Origin of the sequence: Streptomyces albus subsp. albus (genome assembly GCF_000719865.1) — a bacterium.
GTDB classification, from domain to species: domain Bacteria; phylum Actinomycetota; class Actinomycetes; order Streptomycetales; family Streptomycetaceae; genus Streptomyces; species Streptomyces albus_E.
Genome location: NZ_JOID01000018.1, coordinates 23041 through 49109, shown reverse-complemented (window position 1 = coordinate 49109; position 26069 = coordinate 23041). Strand labels below are relative to the sequence as shown.

General features: G+C 72.6%; 29 protein-coding genes. 9 read left to right on the top strand and 20 right to left on the bottom strand.

All coding sequences use genetic code 11. The features are described 5' to 3' along the window. Nucleotides 1-29: 29 nt before the first annotated feature. From rfbB to IF83_RS0119755, 12 genes are all read right to left on the bottom strand, one after another. Nucleotides 30-1019 (bottom strand): dTDP-glucose 4,6-dehydratase, encoded by a 990-nt coding sequence (rfbB, locus tag IF83_RS0119815; protein ID WP_030545974.1) that lies wholly within the window; start codon nt 1017-1019, stop codon nt 30-32. A gap of 21 nt (nt 1020-1040) precedes the next feature. Then, nucleotides 1041-2321 (bottom strand): activator-dependent family glycosyltransferase, encoded by a 1281-nt coding sequence (locus IF83_RS0119810; protein WP_030545971.1) that lies wholly within the window; start codon nt 2319-2321, stop codon nt 1041-1043. Between the two features lie 34 nt (nt 2322-2355). After that, entirely contained in the window at nt 2356-3606 is a 1251-nt protein-coding gene (locus tag IF83_RS0119805; RefSeq protein WP_030545969.1) for a cytochrome P450 family protein, read from the bottom strand. 146 nt (nt 3607-3752) lie between these two features. Beyond that, on the bottom strand, nt 3753-4805 hold the full coding sequence (locus IF83_RS0119800; protein WP_030545967.1) for an acyltransferase domain-containing protein: 1053 nt from the start codon (nt 4803-4805) through the stop codon (nt 3753-3755). Then, nucleotides 4802-5836, bottom strand: coding sequence for a ketoacyl-ACP synthase III family protein (locus IF83_RS0119795; RefSeq protein ID WP_030545964.1), 1035 nt, complete (start codon nt 5834-5836; stop codon nt 4802-4804). The genes IF83_RS0119800 and IF83_RS0119795 overlap by 4 nt, the downstream gene beginning before the upstream one ends. After that, complete coding sequence (locus tag IF83_RS0119790) at nt 5833-7077, bottom strand: ketosynthase chain-length factor (protein ID WP_030545962.1); 1245 nt, start codon at nt 7075-7077, stop codon at nt 5833-5835. Before IF83_RS0119790 ends, IF83_RS0119795 begins: the two co-directional genes overlap by 4 nt. Continuing rightward, nucleotides 7074-8342: a beta-ketoacyl-[acyl-carrier-protein] synthase family protein gene (locus IF83_RS0119785; protein ID WP_030545955.1), complete on the bottom strand. Its 1269-nt coding sequence runs from the start codon at nt 8340-8342 to the stop codon at nt 7074-7076. The genes IF83_RS0119790 and IF83_RS0119785 overlap by 4 nt, the downstream gene beginning before the upstream one ends. Beyond that, entirely contained in the window at nt 8339-8674 is a 336-nt protein-coding gene (locus IF83_RS0119780) for an antibiotic biosynthesis monooxygenase family protein (protein WP_030545954.1), read from the bottom strand. The genes IF83_RS0119785 and IF83_RS0119780 overlap by 4 nt, the downstream gene beginning before the upstream one ends. Nucleotides 8675-8791: 117 nt before the next feature. Beyond that, on the bottom strand, nt 8792-9703 hold the full coding sequence (locus tag IF83_RS0119770; protein ID WP_244177140.1) for a hypothetical protein: 912 nt from the start codon (nt 9701-9703) through the stop codon (nt 8792-8794). 114 nt (nt 9704-9817) lie between these two features. After that, on the bottom strand, nt 9818-10381 hold the full coding sequence (locus IF83_RS0119765) for a PadR family transcriptional regulator (protein ID WP_030545952.1): 564 nt from the start codon (nt 10379-10381) through the stop codon (nt 9818-9820). A gap of 290 nt (nt 10382-10671) precedes the next feature. Further along, complete coding sequence (locus IF83_RS0119760; protein WP_030545951.1) at nt 10672-11121, bottom strand: nitroreductase family deazaflavin-dependent oxidoreductase; 450 nt, start codon at nt 11119-11121, stop codon at nt 10672-10674. 333 nt (nt 11122-11454) lie between these two features. Continuing rightward, the gene (locus IF83_RS0119755; protein ID WP_030545950.1) at nt 11455-11634 is read right to left on the bottom strand and encodes a hypothetical protein; all 180 of its coding nucleotides are present in this window, start codon (nt 11632-11634) and stop codon (nt 11455-11457) included. A gap of 227 nt (nt 11635-11861) precedes the next feature. Between IF83_RS0119755 and IF83_RS0119750 the strand changes: the two genes are divergently transcribed. Then, on the top strand, nt 11862-12764 hold the full coding sequence (locus tag IF83_RS0119750) for a GntR family transcriptional regulator (protein WP_030545948.1): 903 nt from the start codon (nt 11862-11864) through the stop codon (nt 12762-12764). A gap of 249 nt (nt 12765-13013) precedes the next feature. Next, nucleotides 13014-13847, top strand: coding sequence for an HAD family hydrolase (locus IF83_RS0119745; protein WP_051722988.1), 834 nt, complete (start codon nt 13014-13016; stop codon nt 13845-13847). Nucleotides 13848-13940: 93 nt separating this feature from the next. Here IF83_RS0119745 and IF83_RS0119740 read toward each other — a convergent pair whose 3' ends face one another. The 3 genes from IF83_RS0119740 to IF83_RS0119730 form a co-directional block, all read right to left on the bottom strand. Continuing rightward, nucleotides 13941-14474 carry a TetR/AcrR family transcriptional regulator gene (locus tag IF83_RS0119740; RefSeq protein ID WP_030545944.1) on the bottom strand — a complete coding sequence of 178 codons (534 nt, stop codon included), beginning with the start codon at nt 14472-14474 and terminating at the stop codon, nt 13941-13943. Between the two features lie 22 nt (nt 14475-14496). Next, nucleotides 14497-15333 (bottom strand): alpha/beta fold hydrolase, encoded by an 837-nt coding sequence (locus IF83_RS0119735; RefSeq protein ID WP_030545942.1) that lies wholly within the window; start codon nt 15331-15333, stop codon nt 14497-14499. Nucleotides 15334-15572: 239 nt separating this feature from the next. Next, the gene (locus IF83_RS0119730; RefSeq protein ID WP_030545940.1) at nt 15573-16100 is read right to left on the bottom strand and encodes a GNAT family N-acetyltransferase; all 528 of its coding nucleotides are present in this window, start codon (nt 16098-16100) and stop codon (nt 15573-15575) included. 131 nt (nt 16101-16231) lie between these two features. On the opposite strand from IF83_RS0119730, the gene IF83_RS30460 reads away from it, so the two are divergent. After that, nucleotides 16232-16972: a tyrosine-protein phosphatase gene (locus tag IF83_RS30460; protein ID WP_037680576.1), complete on the top strand. Its 741-nt coding sequence runs from the start codon at nt 16232-16234 to the stop codon at nt 16970-16972. A 192-nt stretch (nt 16973-17164) separates the two neighbouring features. On the opposite strand, the gene IF83_RS0119720 is transcribed toward IF83_RS30460, so the two are convergent. The 3 genes from IF83_RS0119720 to IF83_RS0119710 all read right to left on the bottom strand — a co-directional run bounded on the left by IF83_RS0119720 (nt 17165) and on the right by IF83_RS0119710 (nt 19365). Beyond that, on the bottom strand, nt 17165-17386 hold the full coding sequence (locus tag IF83_RS0119720) for a DUF397 domain-containing protein (protein ID WP_030545938.1): 222 nt from the start codon (nt 17384-17386) through the stop codon (nt 17165-17167). After that, entirely contained in the window at nt 17365-18216 is an 852-nt protein-coding gene (locus IF83_RS0119715; RefSeq protein WP_030545936.1) for a helix-turn-helix domain-containing protein, read from the bottom strand. The genes IF83_RS0119720 and IF83_RS0119715 overlap by 22 nt, the downstream gene beginning before the upstream one ends. Before the next feature lie 285 nt (nt 18217-18501). Continuing rightward, on the bottom strand, nt 18502-19365 hold the full coding sequence (locus IF83_RS0119710) for an alpha/beta fold hydrolase (protein ID WP_030545934.1): 864 nt from the start codon (nt 19363-19365) through the stop codon (nt 18502-18504). A gap of 511 nt (nt 19366-19876) precedes the next feature. Here IF83_RS0119710 and IF83_RS0119705 point away from each other — a divergent pair. From IF83_RS0119705 to IF83_RS0119690, 4 genes are all read left to right on the top strand, one after another. Then, entirely contained in the window at nt 19877-20395 is a 519-nt protein-coding gene (locus IF83_RS0119705; RefSeq protein WP_030545932.1) for a toxin-antitoxin system HicB family antitoxin, read from the top strand. A 125-nt stretch (nt 20396-20520) separates the two neighbouring features. Then, nucleotides 20521-21366: a DUF4097 family beta strand repeat-containing protein gene (locus tag IF83_RS0119700; protein WP_030545930.1), complete on the top strand. Its 846-nt coding sequence runs from the start codon at nt 20521-20523 to the stop codon at nt 21364-21366. A 56-nt stretch (nt 21367-21422) separates the two neighbouring features. After that, nucleotides 21423-22481 carry an ATP-binding cassette domain-containing protein gene (locus tag IF83_RS0119695; protein ID WP_107046822.1) on the top strand — a complete coding sequence of 353 codons (1059 nt, stop codon included), beginning with the start codon at nt 21423-21425 and terminating at the stop codon, nt 22479-22481. Further along, entirely contained in the window at nt 22478-23266 is a 789-nt protein-coding gene (locus tag IF83_RS0119690) for an ABC transporter permease (RefSeq protein WP_030545925.1), read from the top strand. The genes IF83_RS0119695 and IF83_RS0119690 overlap by 4 nt, the downstream gene beginning before the upstream one ends. 212 nt (nt 23267-23478) lie before the next feature. Here IF83_RS0119690 and IF83_RS0119685 read toward each other — a convergent pair whose 3' ends face one another. Together IF83_RS0119685 and IF83_RS0119680 are read right to left on the bottom strand one after the other, a co-directional pair. Then, nucleotides 23479-23970, bottom strand: a complete 492-nt coding sequence (locus tag IF83_RS0119685) for a hypothetical protein (RefSeq protein ID WP_030545923.1) — start codon at nt 23968-23970, stop codon at nt 23479-23481. A gap of 273 nt (nt 23971-24243) precedes the next feature. Next, nucleotides 24244-24714 (bottom strand): DIP1984 family protein, encoded by a 471-nt coding sequence (locus IF83_RS0119680; protein ID WP_030545921.1) that lies wholly within the window; start codon nt 24712-24714, stop codon nt 24244-24246. 207 nt (nt 24715-24921) lie between these two features. Between IF83_RS0119680 and IF83_RS0119675 the strand changes: the two genes are divergently transcribed. Together IF83_RS0119675 and IF83_RS0119670 are read left to right on the top strand one after the other, a co-directional pair. Continuing rightward, nucleotides 24922-25404, top strand: coding sequence for a helix-turn-helix domain-containing protein (locus tag IF83_RS0119675; RefSeq protein WP_030545919.1), 483 nt, complete (start codon nt 24922-24924; stop codon nt 25402-25404). A gap of 25 nt (nt 25405-25429) precedes the next feature. Beyond that, on the top strand, nt 25430-26062 hold the full coding sequence (locus tag IF83_RS0119670) for a hypothetical protein (protein WP_030545917.1): 633 nt from the start codon (nt 25430-25432) through the stop codon (nt 26060-26062). Nucleotides 26063-26069: the final 7 nt, after the last annotated feature.

Sequence of the window (26069 nt, the reverse complement as noted above, 5' to 3'; positions counted from 1 at the left end):
GGCGAGCATAGTGAGGGGGGGCCGGATATTCAAGTTTTAGCACCCCCGTCGGCATCCTCCCCTCGGGCGTCCCAGTGGGCACGGTGAGCGGCGTACCACTCGACCGTCTCGCGCAGCCCGTCCGCCAGCGACCAGCGCGGCTCGTAACCCAGTTCGCGGCGGATCTTCGTGTCGTCCACGGCGTACCGGAAGTCGTGTCCCTTGCGGTCCTGGACCCGCTGCACGAGGTCCCAGTCGCGACCGCACAGCGCGAGGAGGCGGCCGGTCATCTCCTTGTTGGTCAGGTGGGTGCCGCCGCCGATGTTGTAGACCTCCCCCGGCCGGCCCCCGTCCAGCACCAGTCGCACCGCACGGCAGTGGTCGTCGACGTGCAGCCACTCCCGCAGGTTCGAGCCGTCCCCGTACAGCGGGACCGGCCGTCCGTCGAGGAGCCGGGTGACGAACAGCGGGACCAGTTTCTCGGGGTGCTGGCCGGGGCCGTAGTTGTTGGCACAGCGGGTGATGCGCACGTCGAGACCGTGGGTGCGCCAGTACGACCGGGCGATCAGGTCGGCCGCCGCCTTCGACGCCGCGTACGGCGAGTTGGGGAGCAGCGGCTCGTCCTCCGTCCAGCGCCCCTCGGCGATGGAGCCGTACGTCTCGTCCGTGGAGATGTGGACGAAAACGCCTGTTCCGTGCCGCAGCGCCGCTTCGAGCAGGGTCTGCGTGCCGAGCACGTTCGTGCGGATAAAGGCTTCGGCCCCCTCCACCGAACGGTCCACATGCGACTCGGCGGCGAAGTGCACCACCGCGTCGTGGCCCGGGAACACCTTGTCCAGCAGTGTGGTGTCGCAGATGTCGCCGTGCGCGAAGTTCAGCCGCGGGTGGTGCGAGGGCAGGTTGTTCAGCGTTCCCGCGTAGGTGAGCTTGTCCACGACGGTCACCCGGTCCCCCTCGCGACCGGGGTATCCGCCGCCGAGCAGTGTTCTGACGAAGTGCGAGCCGATGAAGCCGGCCGCGCCGGTCACCAGGATGTTCACGCTTCTCCCGTCCTCGTCACGTCAGCGCGCCGCGGCCGGCAATCGATGACGTGCCGTCAGTTTTTCCAGAGTGGGCACCACTTCGTTGGGACTCGGCGCCGACAGCATGGCCAGACGCAACCGCCGCGCCCCTGCCGTGAACGAGGGGTCGTCGAGCACCCGCATGAGCTTGTCGCGCAGGATGTCGACGGTCAGGCCCTCGGAGTGCAGGTGCAGCCCCGCGCCCAGCTCCTCCACCCGCTGGGCCCGGTAGATCGCGTCCCACATCCAGCCGAGCGCCACCTGCGGCACCCCGTGCGCGGCGGCGGTCGCCCAGGTGCCCGCGCCGCCGTGGTGCACGATCGCCGAGCAGGTGGGCAACAGGGCCAGCAGAGCCACGTGGTCCACTACCCGGGTGTTGTCCGGCACCCGCGACACTTGGGCGAGTTCCTGCTCGCTCAGCGTCGCCACCACCTCGACGTCCAGGTCGGCCAGCGAGGCGAAGACGTCGTTGACGTCGACGGCGTTGGGGAACTCCGTGTCCCGGATGGTGAGCCCGAGAGTGAGGCAGACGCGGCGGCGCTCCGGCGGCCGGCGCAGCCAGTCCGGTACGACGGCCGGGCCCGGCCCGTTGTACGGCACGTAGCGCGTGGGCACCGTCGGCAGACCGAGCTCCATCCGCACACCGGGGGGCATCTGGTCGACCGACCACTGTCCCGTGATCACGTCGGGATCGAACGTCGCGCCGTGCCGGTCGAGGGTGTACGCCAGCCATTCCTCCAACGGGTCGTCGCGAAGCTCCCCGGGCAGTTCCGCCTGACGGCGGCGCAGCGTCAGATAGGTGTGGGCGAAGAGGTCGGGGAACGCCAGCAGCCGGGCGTGGGCGGCTCCCGTCGCCTTGGCGGCGACGGCCCCGGCGAAGGTGAAAGGTTCCCAGAGCACCAGGTCCGGCTGCCAGAACCGGGCGTAGTCGACGAGCGCGTCGATCATCGTGTCGTTGTTGATCTGCGCGTAGAAGGTCGCCGTCAGTATCGCGTTCGACACCCGCAGGTAGTCGAGGCTCAGCCGCTCCGGACGGTTCTCGAGGTAGTCGCGGTCCATGTGGTGCATGAGCATCCCGGGACCGACGGTGGGGATGACGGCGTCCATCCGGTGGTTCTCGCCCACCGGAACGGCCGTCAGACCGGCCCGGGTGATGCTCTCGACCGCGGCCGGCTGGCTGGCCACCCGGACCTCGTGCCCGGCGGTCCGCAGCGCCCAGGCGAGCGGGACGATGCCGTTGAGATGGGCGTCCTGTGCGAAGGCTGTCAGCAGTACACGCACCGAGGTGCTCCTCCCCTGGTGATGTTCGGTCCGGTCATGCGACCGGGAAGCGCAGGACACCGCGCAGCACCGCCGAGCGCATGCGGTGCAACACCTCGGCACCCGTGCGCAGGCCGGGCCGGAGCTCGGCGAGAACGCGGACCGCTGCTTCCGTCTGGACCCGGACCAGCGCCTCGGTGACCGGCGCCGCGGGACCGCCGAGGAGAGTGAGTGAACGGTCCCCGTCGGCGCGGTCGGGGACAAAGGCGTCCGGGTCGGCGAAGGACTCCGGGTCGCGGTTGGCCGCGTCGACAAGCACCACCACGCGCCGGCCCTCTTCGACGGTCTTGCCGTCGAACTCGATCCGCTCGCGCGCGATACGGCTCTCGAACCTGAGCGGCGGAGCCAGTCGCAGGGCCTCCCGGACCGCAGCCCCGGCCAGTTCCGGGCTCTGCCCGATCCGCTCCCACTGCCCGGGGTGGTCCAGGAGGACTTGCACCGCGTTGCACACGGCGGTGGCGGTGACCTCGACGCCCACCACCACGGCGAGCGCCCCGATCGCGACCGCGTCCTGCGGCGAGGCGCCGGAGAGAGCGGCGAGGCCGGTGGCGCGGCCGGCGTCGACCAGGCCGGTCAGCTCGGCGGACAGGTCCGTCACGGCTGTGAGCAGCGCCCGGGCGGTCGCCAGCTGCTGCGGGCAGTGCCCGGCGTCCAGGGCGGTGGCGAGGCCGGCGTGCAGGTCGGCGAGGCGCTCGCGGGTTTCCTCGGGCAGGCCGAGCACGTCGGCCACCGCACGCAGGGCGGCGGGGACGGCGAAGTCCCGGTACAGGTCGAACCGTTCGCCCCTCGCGGCCAGCGTCTCGCGGTAGACCGCCTCGATCTCCGGCAGCCGGGCCTCGAGCGCCTCGGCCGACAGCAGCGGAGCCGCCGCCTCGGCCAGCTTCCGGTATGCGGACGGGTCGAGGTTGAGGTGGGCGTCATCGAGGGGGACGACGTGGCACAGCAGCGGGTTCTCCCAGACGTCGACGCCCGGGTGGTGCTGGGACCCCTCCTCGGCATGGCGCGGGGAGAACCGCGCATCGCCGAGGATGCGAGCACCGAGTTCGCGGCCGCCGGTGACCCACGCGCCGATGCTGCTCTCGTGCAGGCCGAGTTCACGGGCACGCGCCCCGTGGCCGAGCGGCTCGTCGTCACCGGCGCGAAGGATCATGGCGAAGGGATCGCCCTGGGCGCCGAAGATGAACTGGACGCCTCGGATGGTCAGCAGATGCCGGCCCAACTCGCTGTTGGTCTGCTCAGTCAGCATGACACCGTCCTCGGGAGAAGAATCCTGACAGGTGAGAAGAGGTCCGCCGGTTCGGACGAGAGGTCCGCGGATCCGACGGACGGAAGAAGGGGCAAAGCGCCAGGGGCGACGCTAGGCCGCGTGCCTACAAAGGCACTCGACACGCGCTACACCGCCCGTGCGGCCGGTAGCGGAGCGAGCTGCCGCAATGCCTCGGCGGCGGCGCGCACCGCGGCCACGTCGTCCTCGGCCGTTCCCGGCCGGGCGGGCAGCAGCGGGACGATGGCCGAGCCGCCGGACCGCACGGCCGGGTGGCGGCGGGCCAGCTGGGACAGCCCCTGCCCCGGACCGGCCTCGACCAGCACCAGGTCACCCTTCGCGAGGAGCGCGTCGAGGGCGGGCCAGAAGAGCACCGGCGCGACCGGCTGACGGGACCAGAAGGCCGGGTCCTTCGCCTCGGCGGGCGTCAGGAACCGTGCCGTGTACCCGGACATGACCGGGATGCGGGGCTCACCGACGGGGAGGGTGGCGATCCGCTCTCCGGCGCCGCTCATGGCCGGGGCCAGGGCCGGACTGTGGAACGCCGTGGAGGCCGGTACGCGCTGGAGCACGAACCCGGCTTCGGCCAGTGCCGCCGTGACGGTGCCCAGCGGGTCGTCGAGTCCGGCGAGGACCGTCTGGCGTGCCGCGTTGACGGCGCCGACGACCACGCCGTCCGTGAGGAAGGGCTCCGTCTCCTCCGGGGTGGCGGCGACGGCGACCATCCCGCCGGGCGGCGCGTCCGCCAGCCGCGAGACGCGGTCGTGCACCATGGCCGCGGCGTCCCGCAGCGTGAAGACGCCGGAGAGGACCGCGGCCGCCACCTCGCCGATGCTGTGGCCGAGCAGAGCGACGGGCCTCACGCCCCAACTGAGCACGAGCCGCCCGAGGGCGTAGTCCACCGCGAACAGCAGCGGCTGGGACCGGGTGACGTGGTCCATCACCGTGGGGTCGTCGGTCCCCAGCCAGTCCTCGCGCAGGCCGGTGCCGGCCTCGCCCGGCCCGCCGAGGCCCGTCAGCGCGGTCAGCGCCTCGTCCATCGCCCCGGCGAAGACGGGCTCGGCGGCTACGAGTCCCGCGGCCATGCGCAGGTGCTGGGACCCCTGGCCGGGCAGCAGCAGGGCGACCGGGCGGGCCGCGGCCTCGTCCTTCCCGTCCGCGGTCGGACGCACGCCGTTCATCGGTTCCTCCAGGAAGGTGCTTTCAGGATCTCGACCACGGCGCAGGACCAGCTGAAGCCGGCGCCGACGCCGAAGAGCAGGCACGTGTCACCGGGTCCGAGCGACCCGCTGGTGACCAGGTGGTCGAGTCCGGCGAAGGGGTCTCCGGCGCCCAAGTGCCCGATCGTCCGGCTCCAGGACCAGGTGCTGCGCGCGGGGTCGATCCCGAACTTGGCGAAGTAGGCGACGTGGAGCCTGCGGTGGCCCAGGTGCGGCAGGACGAACCGGTCGATGTCCGCGAGGCCGATCCCCGCGTCGGCGAGCGCCTGCTTGACGACGGCCTCCTGCGCGGCGGCGACCCGGGCGACGGTCGGGGTCACGCCGTGGTGGGCCAGGAAGTCCCGCTTGTGCGCCTCGAGATCGACGACCTCGCGGTGGCTGAACGGGGCGGGCCCGAACGGGTCGTCGCCGCGGTGCATGCCCTCCAGGTCGGGCGCGGAGACGGTCGCGATGCTGCGGACCCGGGCGAAACCGGAGTGCCGTGAGACCACGAGGGCGGTGCCGCCGTCGCCGTAGACGGTTCCCGGGTCACTGCGCCATCGGTCGAACCCGGGCAGGCAGAACCGGTCCCCGGTGGTCAGCAGGGCCGCCACCCGGGCCGGGTCGGCGGCCAGGTAGGCCCAGGCCAGGTCGAGTGCCGCCATGCCGCCGTTGGAGACCTGCCGGATCTCCATCGCGGGGCACTGGTTGCCGACGGCGGTGCGCTGAACGTACGAGGCGGGAGCCCACAGGTCGAAGCCCTGGTAGTAGAAGCTGGCGTGCAGCACCAGGTCGATGTCGCCCGGTTCGGCGGCGGCCCGCTCCAGTGCGGTCCGGGCGGCCCGGGCCGCCATCTCGGGGGCCGGATCGTCCGCGGAGACGGTCACCGACTCCATCCGGGTGGAGCGGGCGACGACCGCGTCGCAGCGGCCGTCCGCGACCGCGTCCGCGACCTGCTCGACGGGAGGCAGCCACGTCCCGGTCGCTCTGATGTACAGCTCGCCGCCGTTCACGCCGCCGCCCTCCCCCCGGACCGGGCAGCGACCGCGTCGGCGGGCGCGGGGGCCCGTACGACCATGGCGCTGTTGAAGCCGTGGTGGCCGCGGGCCAGGACCAGTGCCGCGGTGCCGGAGACGGGCCGGGGCCTGCCGACGACGAGGTCGAGACCGTAGACGTCGGGAACCCGCGTGACGTTGACCGTCGGCGGGGCGAGCTGTTCGCGCAGGGTCATCAGGGCGGCGACCACGTCGAGCGGACCGGCACCGGAGTAGAGCCGGCCGGTGGCTGTCTTGGGCACGGTGACCGGGACTCCTCCCGCGCCGAAGACCTCGGTCAGCGCGGTGGCCTCGGCCGCGTCGAGTTCGGGCACACCCGCACCGTCGGCGAAGACGACGGCGATCTCCTCCGGCCCCGTTCCGGCGTCGGCGAGCGCCTGCTCGACGGCCCGGCGCAGAGCCGAGGGCCGCCCGGATCCGGGGCGGGGGTCGAAGGTGGCGCCGAACCCGGCGATCTCGCCGTAGTGACCGCGTCCCCGCTCACGGGCCCGATCGCCGCTCTCCAGGGTCAGGAGAGCGCCGCCCTCGCCGGGCAGATGACCGGAGGCCCGGTCGTCGAAGGGCCGGTAGGTGTCGGCGGTGAGCCGTCCACCGGCCAGTTGGGCGGCCATGCCGTACGGGCACAGCGAGCAGTCCATACCGCCGGAGATCATCAGCTGCGCACCGGCCCGGATCTGGCGTCGGGCGTGGGCGAGGGCGTCCAGACCGCCGGCCTGCTCACCGACGAAGACGCCGGTCGGCCCGTTCATGCCGTGCCGGATGGAGATCTGGCCGGTGTTGACGGCGTAGAACCAGGCGAACGACATGTAGGCGCTGACCTTCTTGGGGGACTCGCCCCACAGGTGCTGGAGCTCGCGCTGGCCGAAGCCGAAGCCCCCGGAGGCGCCGGCCGTGATGACCCCGCGATCCAGTGACGGCACGGAGTCGAGGTCGATGCCGGCGTCGGCGACGGCCCAGTCGGCCGCGGCCAGGGCGAACTGAGTCATGCGGTCGGTCTGCGGGATCAGCCGGCCGGGCAGGTGGTCACCCGCCTCGAACCCGGTCACCTCACCCGCCCGGCGCGTCGGATAGCGGCTGGGGTCGAACGCCTGGAGGCGTCGGATGCCGTCCTCGCCGCGCAGCGTCGCCGCCCAGTAGGCGTCCAGTCCGATACCGGTGGGGGCGACGACACCGATGCCCGTGACCACGACGGGGGTCATGCGGCCCACCCCTCGGGCCGGCGCAGCACCATGGCGCTCTGGAAGCCACCGAAGCCGCTGCCCAGGGTGAGCGCGGCCGACATGTGCTGCTCTCTGGCGTGCAGGGGGACGTAGTCCAGGTCGAGCTCGGGGTCGGGGTCGGTCAGGTTGGCGGTGGGCGGGATGACGCCGTGTTCGAGGGCCAGCGCGGTCGCGGCGATCTCGATGGAGCCGATGGCGCCCAGCGAGTGCCCGATCATCGACTTGATGGAGCTGACCGGGACCCGGTGGGCATCGGCTCCGAGACTGCGTTTGATGGCCGCGGTCTCGTGCACGTCGTTCTGCTTGGTGGCGGTGCCGTGGGCGTTGACGTAGCCGAGCGCGTCGGGCCCGAGCCGGGCCTCGTCGAGGGCGGCGTCGACGGCGGCGGCCAGCTCGCGTCCGTCGGTGCGCAGTCCGGTCATGTGGTACGCGTTGCCCCGGGAGGCGTAGCCGGCGATCTCGGCGTACACATGGGCGCCCCGGCGCCGGGCCGCTCCGAGCTCCTCGAGGACCAGGACGGCGGCACCCTCGCCGAGGACGAAGCCGTTGCGGGTGCCGTCGAAGGGACGCAGCGCGGTCGCCGGGTCGTCGTTGCGCGGCGAGGTGGCCCGGATGGCGTCGAAGCAGGCCACGGTGATCGGGGAAATGGGGGCATCGGTGGCTCCGGCGATCATCACGTCGGCAGTGCCCTCGCGGATGAGGGCCGCCGCGTGCCCGACCGAGTCGAGGCCGGAGGTACAGCCGGCCGAGACGACGGTGCAGGGGCCTTCGGCGCCGGCCTCCCAGGCGAGTTCGGCGGCCATGGAGCTCGGGACGAAATGGTCGTACAGGTGCACGCCGGCGGCGGTGTGGTCGACCAGCCACTCCCGTCCGCCGTCGCTCAGCGCCACGTACTCCTCTTCGAGCTTCTGGGTACAGCCGACCGCGCTGCCGAGACTGACGCCGGTGCGGTGGGCGGTGTCGGGGTCGGGTTCGAGACCGCTGTCGGCGACGGCCTCGCGCAGCGCGACCAGGGCGAACTGTGCCGCCCGGTCGAGCCGTCCGACGTCCTCGGGGCTCAGACCGTGCTCCGCGGCCTCGAAGTCGCACTCGGCCGCGATCCGGGAGCGGAAGGGCGCCGGGTCGAAGAGGCTGATGGTCCGGGTCGCGGTACGGCCGCCGGTGATGGTCTCCCAGAACTGCTTGGTGCCGATGCCGCCGGGGGCCACCACTCCGATGCCGGTGATCGCGACCCGCCGGGTCATCGTGCCTCCCCGGTGGCGCTGTGGCGCTCGAGGTACAGATTCGAGCTGCTGCTGCTGATCGCCCGCAACGCCTCGGCGTGCGGCCGGAAATCGGCCTGGCCGACGGCGGCGCGGAAGGAGCCGACGTCGGCCCAGCGGGCGATGTTGACGTAGGCCTGCGGCTGTTCCAGGTGGCGTACGAGGCTGTAGCCGAGGAAACCGGGCTGGCGCTCCATGAAGCGTGCCGTACGGGCGAAGACGTCCTCGAACTCCTCCGGGGTGGTGCGGAGGGTGAAGCTGTTGACGAAGGTGGCCGGGCCGCCGGAGGCGGGGCCGGGCTGCTCAGCTGACATGGGATCGGTGCTCCTCATCGTCCGGGCGTCCGGCGACGCGTACGCCGAGGTCGGACTGAAACCCTCGGTGGCGTGCCTCGCGACGGCCTAGAAGACGGCTGGATACCGCTCCCCGGGTCAGGGGCCGACGCGCCCCAGCCGCACCGGGATGCCGACGTCGCGCTGCCAGGCGTGGCCGAGTCCGGCGGCGGCGGCGATGGCGCTCCAGCCGGCCAGCTCACCGCCCCGGTAGTGGACGACGTCGGAGCCGTACCGCCGAGGCAGGGCCCGGCCCGCGACGATCTCGGCGAGCAGCAGGGGCTCGTGCCGGGGACCCGCGGAGCGGTCCCCGGGGGGAGCGAGGCTGATGTGCCGGACGTGGGGTTTGGAGGTGGCGGGCGTGGCCGTGGCGGTCTGGTCGATCAGGAGGGCCCCGGCCGCGAGCCATTCGGCCCGGACGGATGGATGGCCGCCGGTGACGGCGACGACATCGGCGCCACCCGCGGTGGTGCGGGCGTCGTCGCAGACGCGCACCCGCAGGCCGGTGCGCAGGGCGGCCGCATCGGCGAAGTCCCGGGCCCGGCGCGGCTCCCGGTCGACGACGTGCACCTCCGAGAGCGACGGCAGCGCGCGATGCAGGACGAGGAGGCAGGACCAGGCCGGTTCGCCGGTGCCCAGGAGGGCGAGCAGGGAGGGCACCGGCGGGGCCAGGTACCGCGCGGCGAGCCCGGACGGGATGGCGCTGCGCCATCCGTCCAGGGCACCCGCGTCGACCAGGCCGAGGAGGGACCCGTCATCGGCGAGCAGCAGTTCCACGCGCGGGGCGGACGAGTCGGCGCCGGGGTCGAGACGGACGGCCAAGCAGCCGCCGAAGGGGCCGGGCGCGTGCGGTCCCACGGTCATCCGGCAGCGTGTGGCGGGGAGCAGGAGCAGGGTCTCGGGGCCGAGCGCCGGCCCGCGGCCGAGGAGCAGTCGCTGGACGTCGGAGAACCGCTCCTCCACGAAGTCCTCGTCGTCGAAGGCGTCGTCCACGTCCTCCGAGGTCAGCATGATCGGCACAGCGGACGTCCTCTCGGGACGGGCGTGATGGGTATGCAAACTTGAGTATCACGGGACGTGTGCCGTCATCCACCAAGTGCCGTCAACGGCCGGGAGGGCGCCATGTCAGGCGCCCTCCTCCTCCCCGGCCATGACGTAGGCGCCCGCCTCCAGACGCTCGATCAGGGCTCCGGTCCAGGCGGCCTGGCTCGCGGCGCCGTGTTCCCAGAGGCCGAGGAGCTCACGGATGTGGGCCCGCTGCGGCCGCTCCCCCGCCGTCTCGTCGACCTTGGCGATCAGCTCCCCCTGCTCGGCCGAGAGCGACGCGATGCGCTCGCGCAGCAGGCGGATCGCCTCCTCGCGGCTGAGCGCGGGCAGCAGGACCAATGCCGCCCCGAGCATGTCCGGCCGGTTGTTTCCCTGGCGCAGCGCGTCGCGGAGCAGCCGGAAGAACTCCTCCTCACCGGGGGGCGCGATCTCGTAGTCGACCCGGCCCGGCCAGTCGGGGATGTCGGTCGACTTCAGCAGCCCGTTCTTGGCCAGCTGCCTGAGCGCGTGGTAGATCGAGCCGAACTTGATGTGCGCCCATTCGTCGGCACCCCAGGAAAGCAGCTCGGAGCGGACCAGATAGCCGTGTGCCCGGCCGTGCATCCGCACGACTCCCAGAACGAGCAATCGCGTGGCGGACATCGTCTCCCTGCTGAATCTCCCTCACGGCCCGGCCTGCAACCGGTGCTCCGCGCATCGACCGGGCCTCGCCGGCTGGTCCCACGGTAGTACATGACCTGCTGTTCTCCGCGGGCGCGGGAGGGACGGAACGCGCAGCGCCCCCCTGGTGGAACGGCACGATGACGCGTCCCCCCTCACGGCACGGCCCCCTGCCGTCCGCGCGCGGGACCCGGCGAACCGGGCCCCCGACCGACACGCACTCCCCCGAGCATCGCCGTAGCCGCCTCCTCACCGGAGGCGCCGGGCACCCGTCATCCTCGTGCGGGCCCCTGTGGCTCCAGCACGACGACGGGGATCTTCCGGCCGGTCTTCTTCTGATAGCTCTTGTACTGCGGAAAGATCACGGTCATCGCCTCCCACAGGCGCGCCCGCTCCCCCTCTTCCGCCTCCCTGGCGACCGCCTCGAACGTCTCCGCCGCCACCTGAACCGACACCCGCGGCTCCGCCAGCAGGTTCAGGTACCAGTGGGGGTGGTGGTCGGATCCGCCGTTGGACCCGACGACGACGTAATTCCCCTGGTCCTCCCCGTAGATCAGCCCGGTACGCCGCAGCGCCCCGGACTTGCGTCCCCGTGTGGTCAGCACCAGTGTCGGCTTCCCGTACCAGATGTGCCCGCTCGCGCCCTCGCTGGATACGTACCGGCGCACATGCGTGGCGACCCAGCCGGTCGGGCTGTCGAGCACCTCGTTCTGTTCGTCCATGCACTCACTCCGTCCGTCGGGAGGCACACCGTACCACCGGACACTTAAATTTGAGTATCGCGCACCGCTTCCCCTGAAACCACTTTGTTACAGCGGAAGTTGAGCTGCCCGACGGTTTCCGGTGGGCGTGACGGACGCGCTTAGAGCATGTGCGACGGCCCCGCCGCACACAACGAGTTCCGGACACCGGCCACATGCCTTCGAGTGCTTTTCGAGTGGCCCACGACCGGCCCTCATGGCCTCACGGCCATGCCGCTAGCCAGAAGGCCGGGCGGAGCGGCCGGGCGACGACGCCCTGCGGAACCCGCGACGGGGCGGACACGCCCCGGCCGCTCACTGGGTGAGCAGCAGGGCCAGCATCACGGCCCCGACACAACTGCACGTGACGTTGCGGGCCTTGATTCCGATGGACAGCAGCAGCATGCCGGCCACCCCGACCGCTCCGAAGCGCGACTCGACGAGCTGCTCGGAGCAGACGACAACGACCGCGACGAATAACGCGAACACAGGCATGGAGTCCTCCCCCGTTGGATGACGTGAACTGTCGCGCCCTGCGCCCTCGCGCCCGCCGTCGATGCGGTGGGTGGGCCGTGACGCCGGATTCATGACCAACTTCGCCTTACCCCGTCGTAGATGCGAAAGTTGGCAACCATCTCAAGGATGTTGTGCCCAAGTTAGAACATCACTAAAACGACTTCACACAACTCCCGCATCTCCGCGCCAAGTTGTACGGTGGCATCGTGAACGCCGAGAGCACCCCGGCGACCGCGGCCAAGAAGCGGTCCCATCTCCAGATCGCCGACGAGCTGCGCCAGCAGATCCACTCCGGCGCCCTGGCCCCCGGGGAGCGCATGCCGACCCAGGCCGAACTGGCGGACCGTTTCGGCGTCCCCCGGGGGACGGTCCGGCAGGCGCTGCGCATCCTCCAGGACGAGGGGCTGCTCACCAACGCCGGCAAGGGCAGCCCGGCCACGGTCGCCGACCCCCGCGCCGTCCGCGACGCCCCGGAAGGGCTCGAACGGGGCGTCGTCGCCCTCGCGCCCCGCGTGGCCGCCGCCTTCACCGCCCCCCGGGTCCGTATCGACGCCCTCTGCCTCACCGCCGAGACGCTCACCCTGGCCATCGCCGAGTCGATCCACCTCGTCCACGCGGGCACCGCGCGGCCGGAGCGGATCGAGCTGCGCCTGCTGATGCCCGGCCGCAACATCGACCTGGCCTTCCCGACGGCCACGGAGGGCACGGACGACGACCGGGTGCACGAGCGCTGGCTGCGGCAGCGCAACGCCCAGGGGATGGCCCTCACCACGTTCCTCGGCTCGCTCCGCAGGCCGCCCTACTCCGTGGACGTCTCCGTGCGCTTCCGGGCCCTGCCCTTCACCCCGTCGGTGAAGCTCTACCTGCTCAACGGCGAGGAGGCGCTGTTCGGCTACTACCTCGTCAGGCAGCGGGAGGCGGAGATCGAGGGCGAGTCCGTGGAGCTGATCGACACCCTGGGGATGCAGTCGATGCTCTTCCCCTTCCTCACCCGGGCCGAGAACCGCCGGAACCGGGCCTTCGTCGAGCAGTCCCAGCTCTGGTTCGACTCCCTCTGGGAGACGGTCTCCTCACCGCTGGAACTCGGCGCCGGGTTCTCCGACATCTGAGACCGGGACGCCCGCTGAGCCGTGTGAGCCATCTGAACCACCTGAACCATCTGAGCCACCTGAGACGAGCGCTGATGCGGATGCCGCCTTTCCCCACCGGCCCGGCCGGTGCCGCCCGGCTTCCCGGGGCTGTCCGCGTTACCGGTGCCGTCCGCGCTGCCCGCCTTGCCGGTCGTTCCCTCCGGCCCGCAGTAGCGTTTCCCGCCGTGACCTCCGCGTTCCTGCCCGACTCCCGCCCGCGGACCCGCCGTGGCTGAGGCGCGGCCGCGGCCCGGCAGCAACCGCCCCGACCCGGCCGTGCTCGGCGCGCTTCTGGCCTCCGTCAAGTGCGTGCTGTTCGACTTCGACGGCCCGGTTTGCGATCTCTTCGCCCGGCGTCCCGCCCCCGGTGTGGCGGACGTGATGCGCGCCCGGCTGCGGAAGCTGCACCCCGTGCCCGTCGCGCCGGGCGGATCCGGCCGGATCGACGTGCCGGCCACCCGCGATCCGCACGCGCTGCTCCGCGCCCTGGCTCTCGGCGCCGGAGTCCCCGGCTCGGACGGGCCCGGCGCGGACCGGTCGGGCCCGGACGGCCCGGGCGCGCACCCGGCCGCCCCCTCCGGCACCGTCGCCGAGCTGGAGCGGCTGCTGGCCGCCGAGGAGGTCCGCGCGGCCGCCTGCGCCGAGCCGGCCCCGTACGCCGACGAGCTCGTCCAGCGGCTGCACGCCACCGGCCACGCCCTCGCCGTCACCACCAACAACGCGGCCGAGGCGGCCGAGACGTATCTGGAGCGGCGCGGGCTGGCGGAGCTGTTCCGGCCGCACGTCCACGGCCGCGTCGCCGAGCCCTGGCTCCTCAAGCCCGACCCGGACTGTCTGCACCGGGCCCTGCGGTCCACGGGCCACGACGCCGCGATGGCGCTGATGATCGGCGACAGCACCGCCGATCTGCTCGCCGCGCGCGCCGCGGGCGTCCGCTTCCTCGGCTACGCCCGCGACGAGGCCCACCGGCGGAGACTGCTGGACGCGGGCGCCGAACTCGTCGTCACCTCGTACCGGGACGTACTCGCGGCGCTCCCGGCGCGGCGGGAACCGGTGGGCTGACCCGGACGCCGTGCGGGCCGGAGCCCTGCCCGTGCCCCGGGGATCGGCACCACGCAGCCGGAACACGGGACGGTCGTGTCGGCGGCGGCATGCTCACGGGGCGCGCAGGCCCCGGTCGGCGAAGGCGATCAGCCACTCGAAGCTCTCGTCGATGTCGGCGCTCCACTGGAAGCCGCCCGCCGCCTGCAGGGTGGCGAAGCCGTGGAAGAGGCTGCGGAGCATGCGCAGGGCGTGGTCCACATCGGCCTCCGCGATCTCGTAACCGTGCAGGACCGCCATGAACGCGCCGTGCAGCCGCCGGCCCGCGACGGCCAGCGGATCGTCCGGGCCGGACGGTTCCTGACCGATCGTCGCGGCGTACCGGCCGGGGTGCTCCAGGACGAAGGCGCGGAAGGCACGCGCGGCGGCGGCCAGGGCGTCGCGGCCCGCGTATCCCTGGACCGCGCCGCCGACGGCGTCGGCGGCCTCGCTCAACGCCAGGGCGGCGATGCGCCGGCCGAGGTCTTCCTGGCCGCCCACGTGCTTGTACAGGGACGGAGTCCGCACGCCCACCCGCTCGGCGAGCAGCCCCATCGTCAGATGGGCGAGTCCCACCTCGTCGGCGAGGGCGGCACCGGCCGCGACCACGGCCGCCGGGTCGAGGCCGGCCCTAGGCACGGGCGGAGTCCGCTCGGACGAAGGCGAGCACGAGCGAGACCACCTGGTCGGGGAACTGGTCGTGCGCGTAGTGCCCGGCGCCCTCGATCATCTCCAGGCGGCCGAGGCCGGCCGGCAGGGCGTCGACGACCGCCGAACCCTCGGCGTGCGGGTCGGCCCAGTCGGGGTCGAGCGTGCCCATCACGACCAGGACCGGGCAGCGGACGTTGCCGAGTTGCGCGTCGGCGTCGGCCGGGGTGCTGCGGCCCATGCCCCGCAGGGCCTTCATCCGGCCCGGCTCGCGCAGCAGGGAGTCGATGCGCCCGAGCCGCTCGGCCCAGTGGCTCGGTTTCACGCCGGGGTAGGCCACGTCGAGGTACGAGCGCCAGAGCCGCGGGCTGCCGGACACGCCCACACCGAGCAGCCGCAGCATGCCGCGCCGGAAGCGCTTCACCCGCAGGTCGCCGAGACGGACGGACTGCTTGCGCGTGAACGGCGCCAACTCGACGACCGCGGTGACCAGCGAGGGTTCCCGCGCCGCGGCGATGGTGGCGGCGCCGCCGGAGAACGAATGGCCGACCAGGACGGCCGGGCCGCCCAGGTGACGGATCACGGCGAGCAAGTCGCCGGCGACGGCGGTGCGGCTCCAGTCGGACCAGTCGGTGCCGGACTCGCCGCAGCCGCGCAGATCGACCGCGGCGACCCGAAAGCCCGCCGCCACCAGCTGCGGGATCACGGCACGGTACGCGACGCGGCTGTCCCCCATGCCGTGCGCGAGAACGATCAGCGGGCCGGACCCGGTCACCTCGTAAGCGATCGTGCCGCCGTCGACGGCAAGGTACTCGGTCATGACATCCCCCGTTTGCTAATGAAGTTAGCCAAAAACTAATCTCATTAGCCAAGCCTGTCAATGCCCCTCCCCGGCGCGGAGGGGAGATGAGGCCCGAGCGCCGCGTTCTCCCCGGAACCGTCCGCCGCTCCCGGGGCGAACGCCATCAGCCCTCCGTGCGCCGGCGGAAGAGGAACCCCGACGCCGCGACGGTCTAGCGCCAGGCCACGGCGGCCGGCCCCGGTACACCGTTCATCGCTTCACTCCTCCGTCGTCGGAACCGCGTACACCCGCACCCGCCGCCCGCTGGACGGCACGACCGTCTCCCGCTCCAGTGACATACCCAGCTTGTGGACGACCCGCTCCGAGGCCCGGTTGCCGGTCTGCACGACGCTGACGATCCGGGGCAGCCCCGGGCGCGCGCGACCGAAACGCAGTGCGCCGCGTGCCGCCTCGGTGGCCAGACCGCGTCCCCAGAAGGGGCGCCCCAGCCGCCAGCCGATCTCCACGGCGGGCAGCACCTCGGGCAGGAAGCGCGGCACGGACAGGCCCGTGAATCCGGCCAGCTCCCCCGTCTCACGCAGTTCGACGGCGAAGAGGCCGTGCCCCTCCGCCTCCCACTCCCGCTCCCAGGCCGCGATGGCCTCGGCGGTCTGCCGCTCCGTACGGACGGAGCCGTCACCGATCCAGCGCATCACCTCCGGATCGGAGTTGACGGCTGCCATGGGCGCGAGGTCCTCCGCGCGCCACCGCCGCAGCACCAGCCGCTCCGTCTCGATCCGCGTCATCCGGCTCCTCCTTCTCCTCGGCGACCGCTCGGCCCCACGGCCTGCCCCGGCGGAACCCTCCCCGTTCTCCGTGCGTCCTCAACTGTCCGACGCATCACCGCGTTTACGACCACCCGAAGGGCACGCTCGCGATGAACCGCCACCTGGAGTGGGACGGCTGCTTCAACGTCCGCGACCTCGGCGGCATACCGGCCGCCGGCGGGCACGTCGTCCGGCGCGGGGCCGTGGTCCGGTCGGACGCTGTCGACAAGCTCACCGCCGGCGGCTGGGCGGCCCTGCACGCGCACGGCGTCCGTACCGTCATCGATCTGCGGAACGACGACGAGGTCAAGGCCGACGCCGCGCCCCGCCCGCCCGGCCTCACCACCGTCCGTCTCCCGCTGGACGGCATCGAGGACACCGGCTTCTGGAACGTCTGGGGCAACGGGCCGGACGGGACCCCGCTCTACTACCGGCCGTTCCTGGACCACTTCCCGGACCGCGCCGCCCGCGCCGTGCGGGCCGTCGCGCACGCCCGGCCCGGCGGCGTCCTCGTGCACTGCGCGGCCGGACGGGACCGCACCGGACTGGTCACCCTGCTCCTGCTCGCCCTGGCGGGGGCCGACCCGGCGGACATCGCCGCCGACTACCTGCTGAGCAGCGAGCGCCTCGACACCCGCTTCTTCACCGCGCTCGGCATCCCCGACCACCGTCAGGACATCGCCGACTACCTGGCCCGGAAGGGCACCACGGCCGAACGGGCGCTGCTGGCGGCCCTGGACGGCTTCGACACCGCCGCCCACCTCGGCCCCGCCGGCCTGACCCCGGACGACGTGTCGGCTCTGCGCACCCGCCTGCTGGAGCCCGCCACCGCGCACCCGGTCGGCGACTGACGTCTGCGGGCGGGAAACGGGTGCCGGGCCGGACTCCAAGGGCGCCGCCCACGCCGGTGGACCGGGCGGGGACTGCCGCAAACCACCGGTCCCAGCGCGACGCCGGCCCGCGCCCACGGCAAGGCTCCGCGGTCAACGCGCCGGAGGCGAAGCAGCGGCCGGGGCGACGGGGGGCCGGCCACGCCCCGGACCTCAGCCGTGCAGGCCCGCGAGCCCGCCCTCCCGGACGGCGCCCACGAACGCCGACCAGGCCCCGCCCGGAAACACCAGTACGGGACCGTGCGGGACCTTGCTGTCGCGGACCGGGACCAGGCCGGGGACGGCGTCGGCGACCTCAACGCACGCCCCTTCGTTCTCACCGCTGTAGCTGCTCTTGCGCCATGCGAAGCCGGTCAGTTCTGTTGCGTGGTCCATGGGGTCAGTTCCTCCATGACTGCCGCGATCAGGTCTGCCGAGGCGTCCGGGGGCAACGCCTGGGCCCTGAGCAGATCATAGGCCTGACCGGCCGCCTCGACGACCTTTGGTTCGGCCCGCAACTGCCCTTCGTGGAAGCCCTCAAGGTAGACCACCTCCGGGCCCTGTTCGAACGTGAAGTGCCAGAACGCGCCAGTGAGAGCGGGGTGCACCGCCACGTCGGAGGGGAGCACCTGCAACACGATCCGCGGCCGCTCCATGGCGTCGAGCAGCCGGGCGAGCTGGGCCCGCATGACAGCCGGACCGCCGACCCTCCGCCGGATCGCCGATTCCTCCAGGACCGCCCAGAACCGGGGCGGCTCCTCCCGCTCGAACAGACGCTGCCGGTGCATCCGCGCCATCAGCGCTCTCTCCAAGCGGAGTTGGTCGGGGCGGCGCCCGGCGAGCACCGCCCGCGCGTAGTCCTGCGTCTGGAGCAGGCCGGGCACGAGCTGGGTCTCGAAAGCCCGGATCGCCGTGGCCTGTTGCTCCAGTTCGACGAACGGCCGGAACCAGGGCTGATAGGCGTTGCGCACGATGACCGGCCACAGCCGCGCGAACAGCCCGTCCGTGCCGAGTACTTCGTCGCACCGCTCGGCGAAGTCCTCCTGCGGCACGCGGGCGGTCGACTCGATCTTGCAGATCAGCGAGGGCGCGCAGTGCAGGGCCCGGGCCAGCTCCGTCTGCGTCATCCCCGCCGCCTTCCGGCGCAGCCGCAGCTCCGCGCCGAAGAATGCGAGCGTCGAGGCGCGCGGGTCGGCCCCGGGAGGTGCTGGTGCCATCTCGTCCATGAACTACTCCTCGCGGGCGGGCGGTTACGGCTTCCGGACGGAGCGTAGGAACGCCCCGGCGAGCGGCGCCCCGCACACGGTGACGGTTCACCCGAACCAGCGGATTCCGGGCCGTTCCACTCCCGGGCCGCGCAAGCCCGCACCCACGCCACGTAAACCCACCGCGCGCCACCCGTTCGGGTGGATCGCGTCCACAGTCTGTGGATCAGCGGCACCCCGACGGGCAGGAATTCAGCCGCGTCGGACCGGGTGCCGGGCGCGGCAGTCGCCCCTCAACCGCCGGGGTCACGGCGCCTCGGGGGCCGTTCGCCCGAGGAATGCCGCGGTCGTCGCCACGAACCGGCCTGGATCGTCGAGCCACGGGAAGTGCCCGGCGCCCGGCTGGACGACGAGTTCGGCATTTGGGAACAGCCCGGCGAACTCGGCCATCGTGACCGGCGGGGCGCCCGGATCGACCTCCCCGGCCAGCAGGAGCACCGGCTGCGCGAACCGGGCGAGCGCGGCGCGGGTGGCGTCCGGGTCGAAGGCGCCTTCGGCGCCGAAGGCCGCCACGACCTCCCCGTTCATCCGCTCGTCCCCGGCGGCTTGATGGGCCCGGGCCGCCTCGTCCCAGCGGCCGTAGGAGAACGGTGCGATGGCCTTCCAGTGGTCGGCGGTAGCCTTCCCCGCCCCGATCGCCTCCAGAGCCGCGAAGGCCGCCGGGAACCACGGCTCGTCCCGGCGGGGCTGCACGGTCTCGCGCCGCAGTTCCCCCGTGATCGCGAGGCCGACGGCCCGTACGCTCGGTGCGATCAGCGCGAGGCTGCGGACGCGTTCCGGGTGGCGGCCCGCGTACAGCACGGCGAGGTTCGCGCCTGCGCTGTGCGCGAGCAGATCCATCCGGTCCAGGCCCAGGTGCTCGCGCAGGGCCTCCACGTCGCCGACGAGCCGGTCGCAGCGGCAGGAGGCCATGTCCCGGGGGATCTCCGACCGGCCGGTTCCCCGGAGATCCGGCGTGATCACCTGCCGGTGCGCGGGGAGGCCGCCGAGGTCGCCGAGGTACGCGGAGTCCTGCGGGCCTCCGGGCAGGCAGACCACGGGAGGGCCGTCCCCGGGCCCGTGGTCGTGGTAGGCGAGCAGGGTGCCGTCGGGTGCGGAGTAGGTGGGCATGGCCAGGACCCTGTCAGCCCCGTACGGGGGGAACAACCGGATAGCCGGCACTGCCGGAGCCCCTCCGCCCGTCCGACATCGTCACGTCACGAGCGGCCGGTCCGGCAGGCAGCCGCATCGGTGCCTTCGGCGGACGGACGGCGGGTACGCGGTCGCGGGCGCCCGAGCGGGGCGGAGCGGCCCGCGCCCACTGACCGTCCTCCGCGGCGGAAGCATGGGGGTGAGCCGGCGAAGCGCGGTGGGCCGGGGCCCGTGTCGGTGCAGCCCAGGTGGCACAGGTGAGACACGATGATGCCAGACGGCGCCACGTCATGGCGCGGACTGACGCCACAAGGCGCCACCCGGCGCCATTCCCGGCCACTCATAGGTGCCCGAGCCTGCGAGCGGACTCCGCAACACGCATGATTTTCCTGCCATTCAAGCAGGTCAGAGCCCCATTTCCACACCCCACCCCCCACGAGTGGCCATACGGGCTTGCGTGCGGTGCCACTGTGATGCCATAGTGGCACCCATGGACCTCACCCCGTATGTCGACACCCTCCGCCGCGAACTCGCGGTGGCCGCCGAGGCCGGCGGTGGCGAAGCCCGCGAGCTGGCCGAGCGGCTCACCGCTCCCCTGGAGTCGGCGGCCCGGCTGACCATGCTGAACGTGCTCTCCGCCGCGATGGACGAGATCACCCGCGAACTCGCCCCCGGCTCGGTCGACGTACGGCTGCGCGGGCTCGACCCGGACTTCGTCGTGACGCCGCCGCCCCCCGGCAGTGACGCCCCCGCGGAGCCGGCCGCGCCCACCGAGCCGCTCGGTCCCCCGGCACCGGCCGACGGCGACGAGGGCGGCACCGCCCGCGTCAACCTGCGCCTGCCGGCGCACCTCAAGGCCCGCGCCGAGGAGGCCGCGAGCCGCGAGGGCCTGTCGGTCAACGCGTGGCTGGTGCGCGCCGTGTCGGCCGCGGTCGACGGCGGTGGCCGGCCCCGTGCGCCCGAGCGGACCCAGACCATCGGACAGAGCTACACGGGCTGGGTGCGCTAGCCGCACCCGTATCCACGCCGCTCCAGAACCGTACCCACGCCAACGCCCGCACCCACCAAACCACTTCACCCAGGTCACGTCCCACCAGCGAGGACGCCCTGAAGACCCAAGAGGACGGGACAGCCATGCCTTCTTTCGACACACCCCAGCCGATCTCGGTCACGGCCCACGTGGAAGCCGGTTCCATCCGGTTCGGCGCGGGCGACCGCCCCGACACCGTGGTCGAGGTGCGGCCGCGCGACCCGAAGCGGGAGCAGGACGTCCGGGCGGCCGACCAGACCGAGGTCGCCTGCGCGGGCGGCGAACTGACCGTCAGGACGCCCAAGCAGCGCTATCTCGTCGGGCGCACCGGCACCGTCGACGTGACGGTCGAACTGCCCACCGGCTCGAGCGTGGGCATGACCGGGGCCTGGGCCCAGGTGCTCGGCGAGGGCCGGCTGGGCGAGGTCCGGGTGAAGACCTCGTCCGGTGACGTCCGGCTCGACACGACCGGGCCGCTGCACCTGACCGCCTCCCACGGCTCGATCACCGTCGAACGGGTCGAGGGCAGCGCCGAGATCACCACCAGCTCCGGCAGTCTGCGCGCAGGCGTCCTCGACGGCCCCGCCGTCCTGAAGAACTCGCACGGCACCACGACCGTCGGCGCCGCGACCGGCGATCTGCGGGTGAGCGGCGCCAACGGTGACATCGACATCGCGCGCGCCGAGGCGTCGGTCGTCGCCAAGACCGCTCACGGCACCGTGCGCGTCGCCGACGTCGCCCGTGGGGCAGTTCAGTTGGAGACCTCTTACGGCGCCATCGAGATCGGCGTGCGGGAGGGCACCGCGGCCTGGCTCGACGTCAGCTCCGCGCACGGGCAGGTGCGCAACACCCTGGCCGCCTCCGACAGCCCGGGGGAGAGCGAGGACACCGTCGAGGTCCGCGCCCGCTCCCGCCACGGCAACATCGACGTGCGCCGCGCCCGCGCCTGACCGCCGGCTCGCCCACCCCTCACCCTGTCACTTCCGCTTTCACACAGGAGAGCCCCATGGGTTTATCTGTCATGTCCACATCCATCGCCACAGGGCAGCCGCCCGCCGCCGTCTCCGCCACCGGCCTGCGCAAGTCGTACGGCGACAAGACCGTGCTCGACGGCATCGATCTGCACGTCCCGGCCGGATCCGTCTTCGCGCTGCTCGGGCCCAACGGCGCCGGCAAGACCACCGCCGTCAACATCCTCTCCACCCTCATCACCGCCGACGCCGGCGAGCTGCGCGTCGGCGGTCACGACCCGGCCGGCGACCCGCAGGCCGTGCGCGCCGCGATCGGCGTGACCGGCCAGTTCTCCGCCGTCGACGGCCTGATCACCGGCGAGGAGAACATGCTCCTCATGGCGGACCTGCACCATCTCTCCCGCCGCGAGGGCCGCCGGACAGCCGCCGAACTGCTGGCACGCTTCAACCTCACCGACGCCGCGAAAAAGCCCGCCTCCACCTACTCCGGCGGCATGAAGCGCCGTCTCGACATCGCCATGACGCTCGTCGGCAACCCGCGGATCATCTTCCTCGACGAGCCGACGACCGGCCTCGACCCCCGCTCCCGGCACGCCATGTGGCAGGTCGTCCGCGCGTTGGTCTCCGACGGCGTCACCGTCTTCCTCACCACCCAGTACCTGGAGGAGGCCGACCAGCTCGCCGACCGCATCGCCGTGCTCCACAACGGCGGGATCGCCGCCGAGGGCACCGCCGAGGAGCTCAAGCGGCTGATCCCCGGCGGGCATGTCCGGCTCCGCTTCACCGACCCGGCCGCGTACCGGTCCGCCGCCATCGCGTTGGGCGACGCCGCCGAGGACACCCCGAGCCCGACTCCCGGCTCCGCCCGGACGGAGGGCCCGTCCGTCGACGAGGGCCTCGCCCTCCGGATCCCCAGCGACGGCTCCCAGCGCGAGCTGCGCTCCATCCTCGACCGGCTGGACGCGGCCGGCATCGAGGCGGACGAACTGACCGTGCACACCCCCGACCTCGACGACGTGTTCTTCGCCCTGACCGGCGGCACGGACAACACCAGCGGCACCGGCCACCAGCCCTCCGAGGAGACCGTCCGATGAGCTCCCTCTCCCTCGCCCTGCGCGACTCGTCCACGATGCTGCGCCGCAACCTCCTGCACGCGCGGCGCTACCCGTCCCTCACCCTGAACCTGCTGCTCACCCCGGTGATGCTGCTGCTGCTCTTCGTCTACGTCTTCGGCGACGTGATGAGCGCGGGCATCGGCGGCGGCGCGGACCGCTCCGCGTACGTCGCCTACCTCGTGCCCGGCCTCCTGCTCATGACGATCGCGAGCACCACGGTCGGCACCGCGGTGTCCGTCTCCAACGACATGACCGAGGGCATCATCGCCCGCTTCCGCACGATGGCGATCCACCGCGGCTCCGTGATCACCGGGCACGTCATCGGCAGCGTGTTGCAGTCCCTCATCAGCGTGGTCCTCGTGGGCGCCGTCGGCCTGGCCATCGGCTTCCGCTCCACGGACGCCACGGCCCTGGAGTGGCTCGCGGCCCTCGGCCTGCTCGCGCTGTTCGCCCTGGCGCTCACCTGGATCGCCGTCGGGATGGGCCTGGTCAGCCCGAACGCGGAGGCGGCGAGCAACAACGCGTTGCCGCTGATCTTCCTCCCGCTCATCTCCAGCACCTTCGTCCCGGTCGACGCGATGCCGGGCTGGTTCCAGCCGGTCGCCGAGTACCAGCCGTTCACCCCGGCCATCGAGACCCTGCGCGGCCTGCTGCTGGGCAGCGAGATCGGCCACAACGGCTGGCTCGCCGTCGCCTGGTGCCTTGGCCTCACCGCGCTCGGCCGCCTCTGGTCGAAGACGGTCTACAACCGCGACCCGAAGTAACCGGGGCGGCGGCCGCGCGGACCGCTACCCCCCGGCTCACCCCCACCGGGGGAGGGCGGCGCACTCCGACACCACGTCGGCGTACGCCGCCCCGTCGCGTTCCCCCCGAGGCCGGGACGGTCGAGGGACGTGACGGACTGCTCGGAAGCCCGGTGCCCGCCCGCCAGGGTGCGCCAATACGTCCGCGAGCCACGCCCATGTGCCGCCACAGGTCATCCCTTCCGCGGTGCCGCCGCTCCGGAACGCTGCCTGCGGTGCAGCAGAGCCGCGGTGATCGCGGAGGCCGCAGCGAGCGCCAGGAGAGCCGCCATGGACGGGTTGATGTAGTCCGGTATGACGACGGGGTAGCTGCGGCCGTCCGGCAGCCGGCATGCGAGCCGCAGGGGGACGAAGCCGGCGGTGATCCCGTCGATGTCCGCCGGGCCCCCGGGGTGCGCCTTCACGCACTCCACATACCGTTCCCCTCTTCCGAGGACGAAGAGGTGGAGAGATCCCCACTGGTAGAGGGCGAGCGACATGGCGACGGCCGCCAGGGAGACGTCCCGGCACAGCGCGGCGGGCGTGCGGCGCTCCCTGACCTCTCGTGTGAACCGGGAGCACAGGTACGCGGTCAGGCTCAACAGGGTCACCGCGCCGGCAAAGATGACGACCATGAGGACCCCGGGGTTGTGCTCCTGCCATGGCCCGGACGCCGTCATCACCATGCTTCAAGCCTCTCGGAGATCGCCGTTCCCCACGGTTCGGCGATGTGGAAAGCCCCGAACCCGCCCTCGCCGCCTCGGATCTGCACGTGGTGATGTGCTGTGCGATGTGCACTGTCACCTGTACGCGGTGCTGAGCTGCGCTGTCATCAGGGGAGTCGAACCCCCGCGTTGCTCTTCACGCGCCAGGAGTGGGCCGGAAAACCGCCGACCCTCGGTGTGTGCACGCTTCCGAAGCCGCTACCTGCTCCACATCGTCCCGGCTTGCCGGACTGCTCAGTCCAGCAGATCGACCTCCCAGTTCGTCCGCTGGATCCGCACATCGACCTCGCGGATCTCCCGGGCGAGCGCATCCGCCTGACCGCGCAGCTCTGCGACCGGAAGCGCGGACAGCATCATCAGCTCGGACCGCAGCTGCCGGCCGTATCCCCGCTCGCCCTGACCCGCCGCCGCGTCCGCCGCCGCGGTGACCACAGAGTGACGCAGCCGCAGGACATCCCGGCGTGCGAGGGCATCGGTGAGCGTGCCGTCCGGACCCATCTCCACGGTGGCATTGGTGCGATTGATCCGCCGGATCAGCCCCTCCAGAGCATCCAGCACCTCGCCGGCCTCAGCCAGCAGCTGGGCTGCGTCCTCGGCGGGCGTCTCCCCTTCCTGGTGCCGCGCACTGCTGACGACACGCGCTCGCAGTTGTTCCACACGGCGCGTCGCCGCCGCACGTTCTGCCAGCGCCTCGGCAAGCTTCACTGTTCCGCCTCCCCCTCCATGAAGTCGCACGAGTATACGAGTGCGAACCAGCCCATACCCACCCGGATTTTGATTCACCGGTGCCCTGATCGGCCACTGGGTGAGACACCTCACGCCGCACGTCACGCCACGCTGCGGCCACACCTCTGCATGCCACTTGCAAGCAGGTCGCTTGCAATAGTTAGCATTCGGGTGCACGATGGGGCCATGGCTTCACTCAAGGTCGGCAATCTCGGGGAGTTCCTGCGGGAGCAGCGGCGCAGTGCGCGGTTGTCGCTGCGGCAGCTCTCCGAGGCCGCCGGGGTGTCGAACCCGTACCTCAGCCAGATCGAGCGCGGGCTGCGCAAGCCGAGCGCGGAGATCCTGCAGCAGCTCGCGAAGGCGCTGCGGATCTCCGCGGAGACGCTGTACGTCCAGGCCGGAATCCTCGACGAGCGGGACCGGGACGAGGTCGAGGTCAAGAGCGCGATCATGACCGACCCGTCGATCAACGAGCGCCAGAAGCAGGTGCTCATCCAGATCTACGAGTCCTTCCGCAGGGAGAACGGGCACGCCACGGACGCCGGTGACACAGCCGGCCACCCCGACGGCGCCCCCGCCGCGCCGCCGTCCGCCCCGTCGTCCGGCTCCGGCTCCCCGGCCGGTGCCGGGGACGACGGCGACAGCGGCGAAGCCAAGCCATCAAGCTGACCGACCGATCCGGAGGGATCCCGCCATGGCCACCACCGACGAACTCCGCAGGACCATCCAGGAGTCGACCCCCTTCTACGCCGCCGTCGGCACGGCGGACCTCGCCGCCGAGAAGCTCCGGGAGTTCCCCGCGCTGATCGAGAAGCTGCGCGCCGAGGCCCCGGAGCGGTTCGCCGCCGTCCGGACCGCCGACCCGAAGGCCGTCCAGGAGAAGGTGAGCCGGCAGGCCAAGGAGGCCCAGGCCACCGTGCAGAGCAAGCTGACCGAGGTGTTCGGCACGCTCGACACCGACATCAGGAAGCTGCGGGACAACGCCCAGCACCTGGCGCTCCAGGGTGTCGGCCGCGCCGCCGAGTACGCGGTCAAGGCCCGCGAGACGTACGACGAGCTGGCCGACCGCGGCCGCGGCGCCGTGCAGACCTGGCGCGGTGAGGCCGCCGAACAGATGACCGACATCGCCATCGCCGTCGAGCCGGAGCCTGCCCCGAAGCCGGCCGCGGCCACGGCGAAGAAGGCCCCGGAGGCGAAGGCTCCCGAGGCGAAGGCGCCGGAGCAGAAGGCGGCGCCCGCCGCCGAGGCCAAGCCCGCCGCGGCGAAGAAGCCGGCCGCCGCTCGCAAGGCCCCGGCCAAGAAGACGACGCCGAAGTCCGCCGAGTGACATCCGC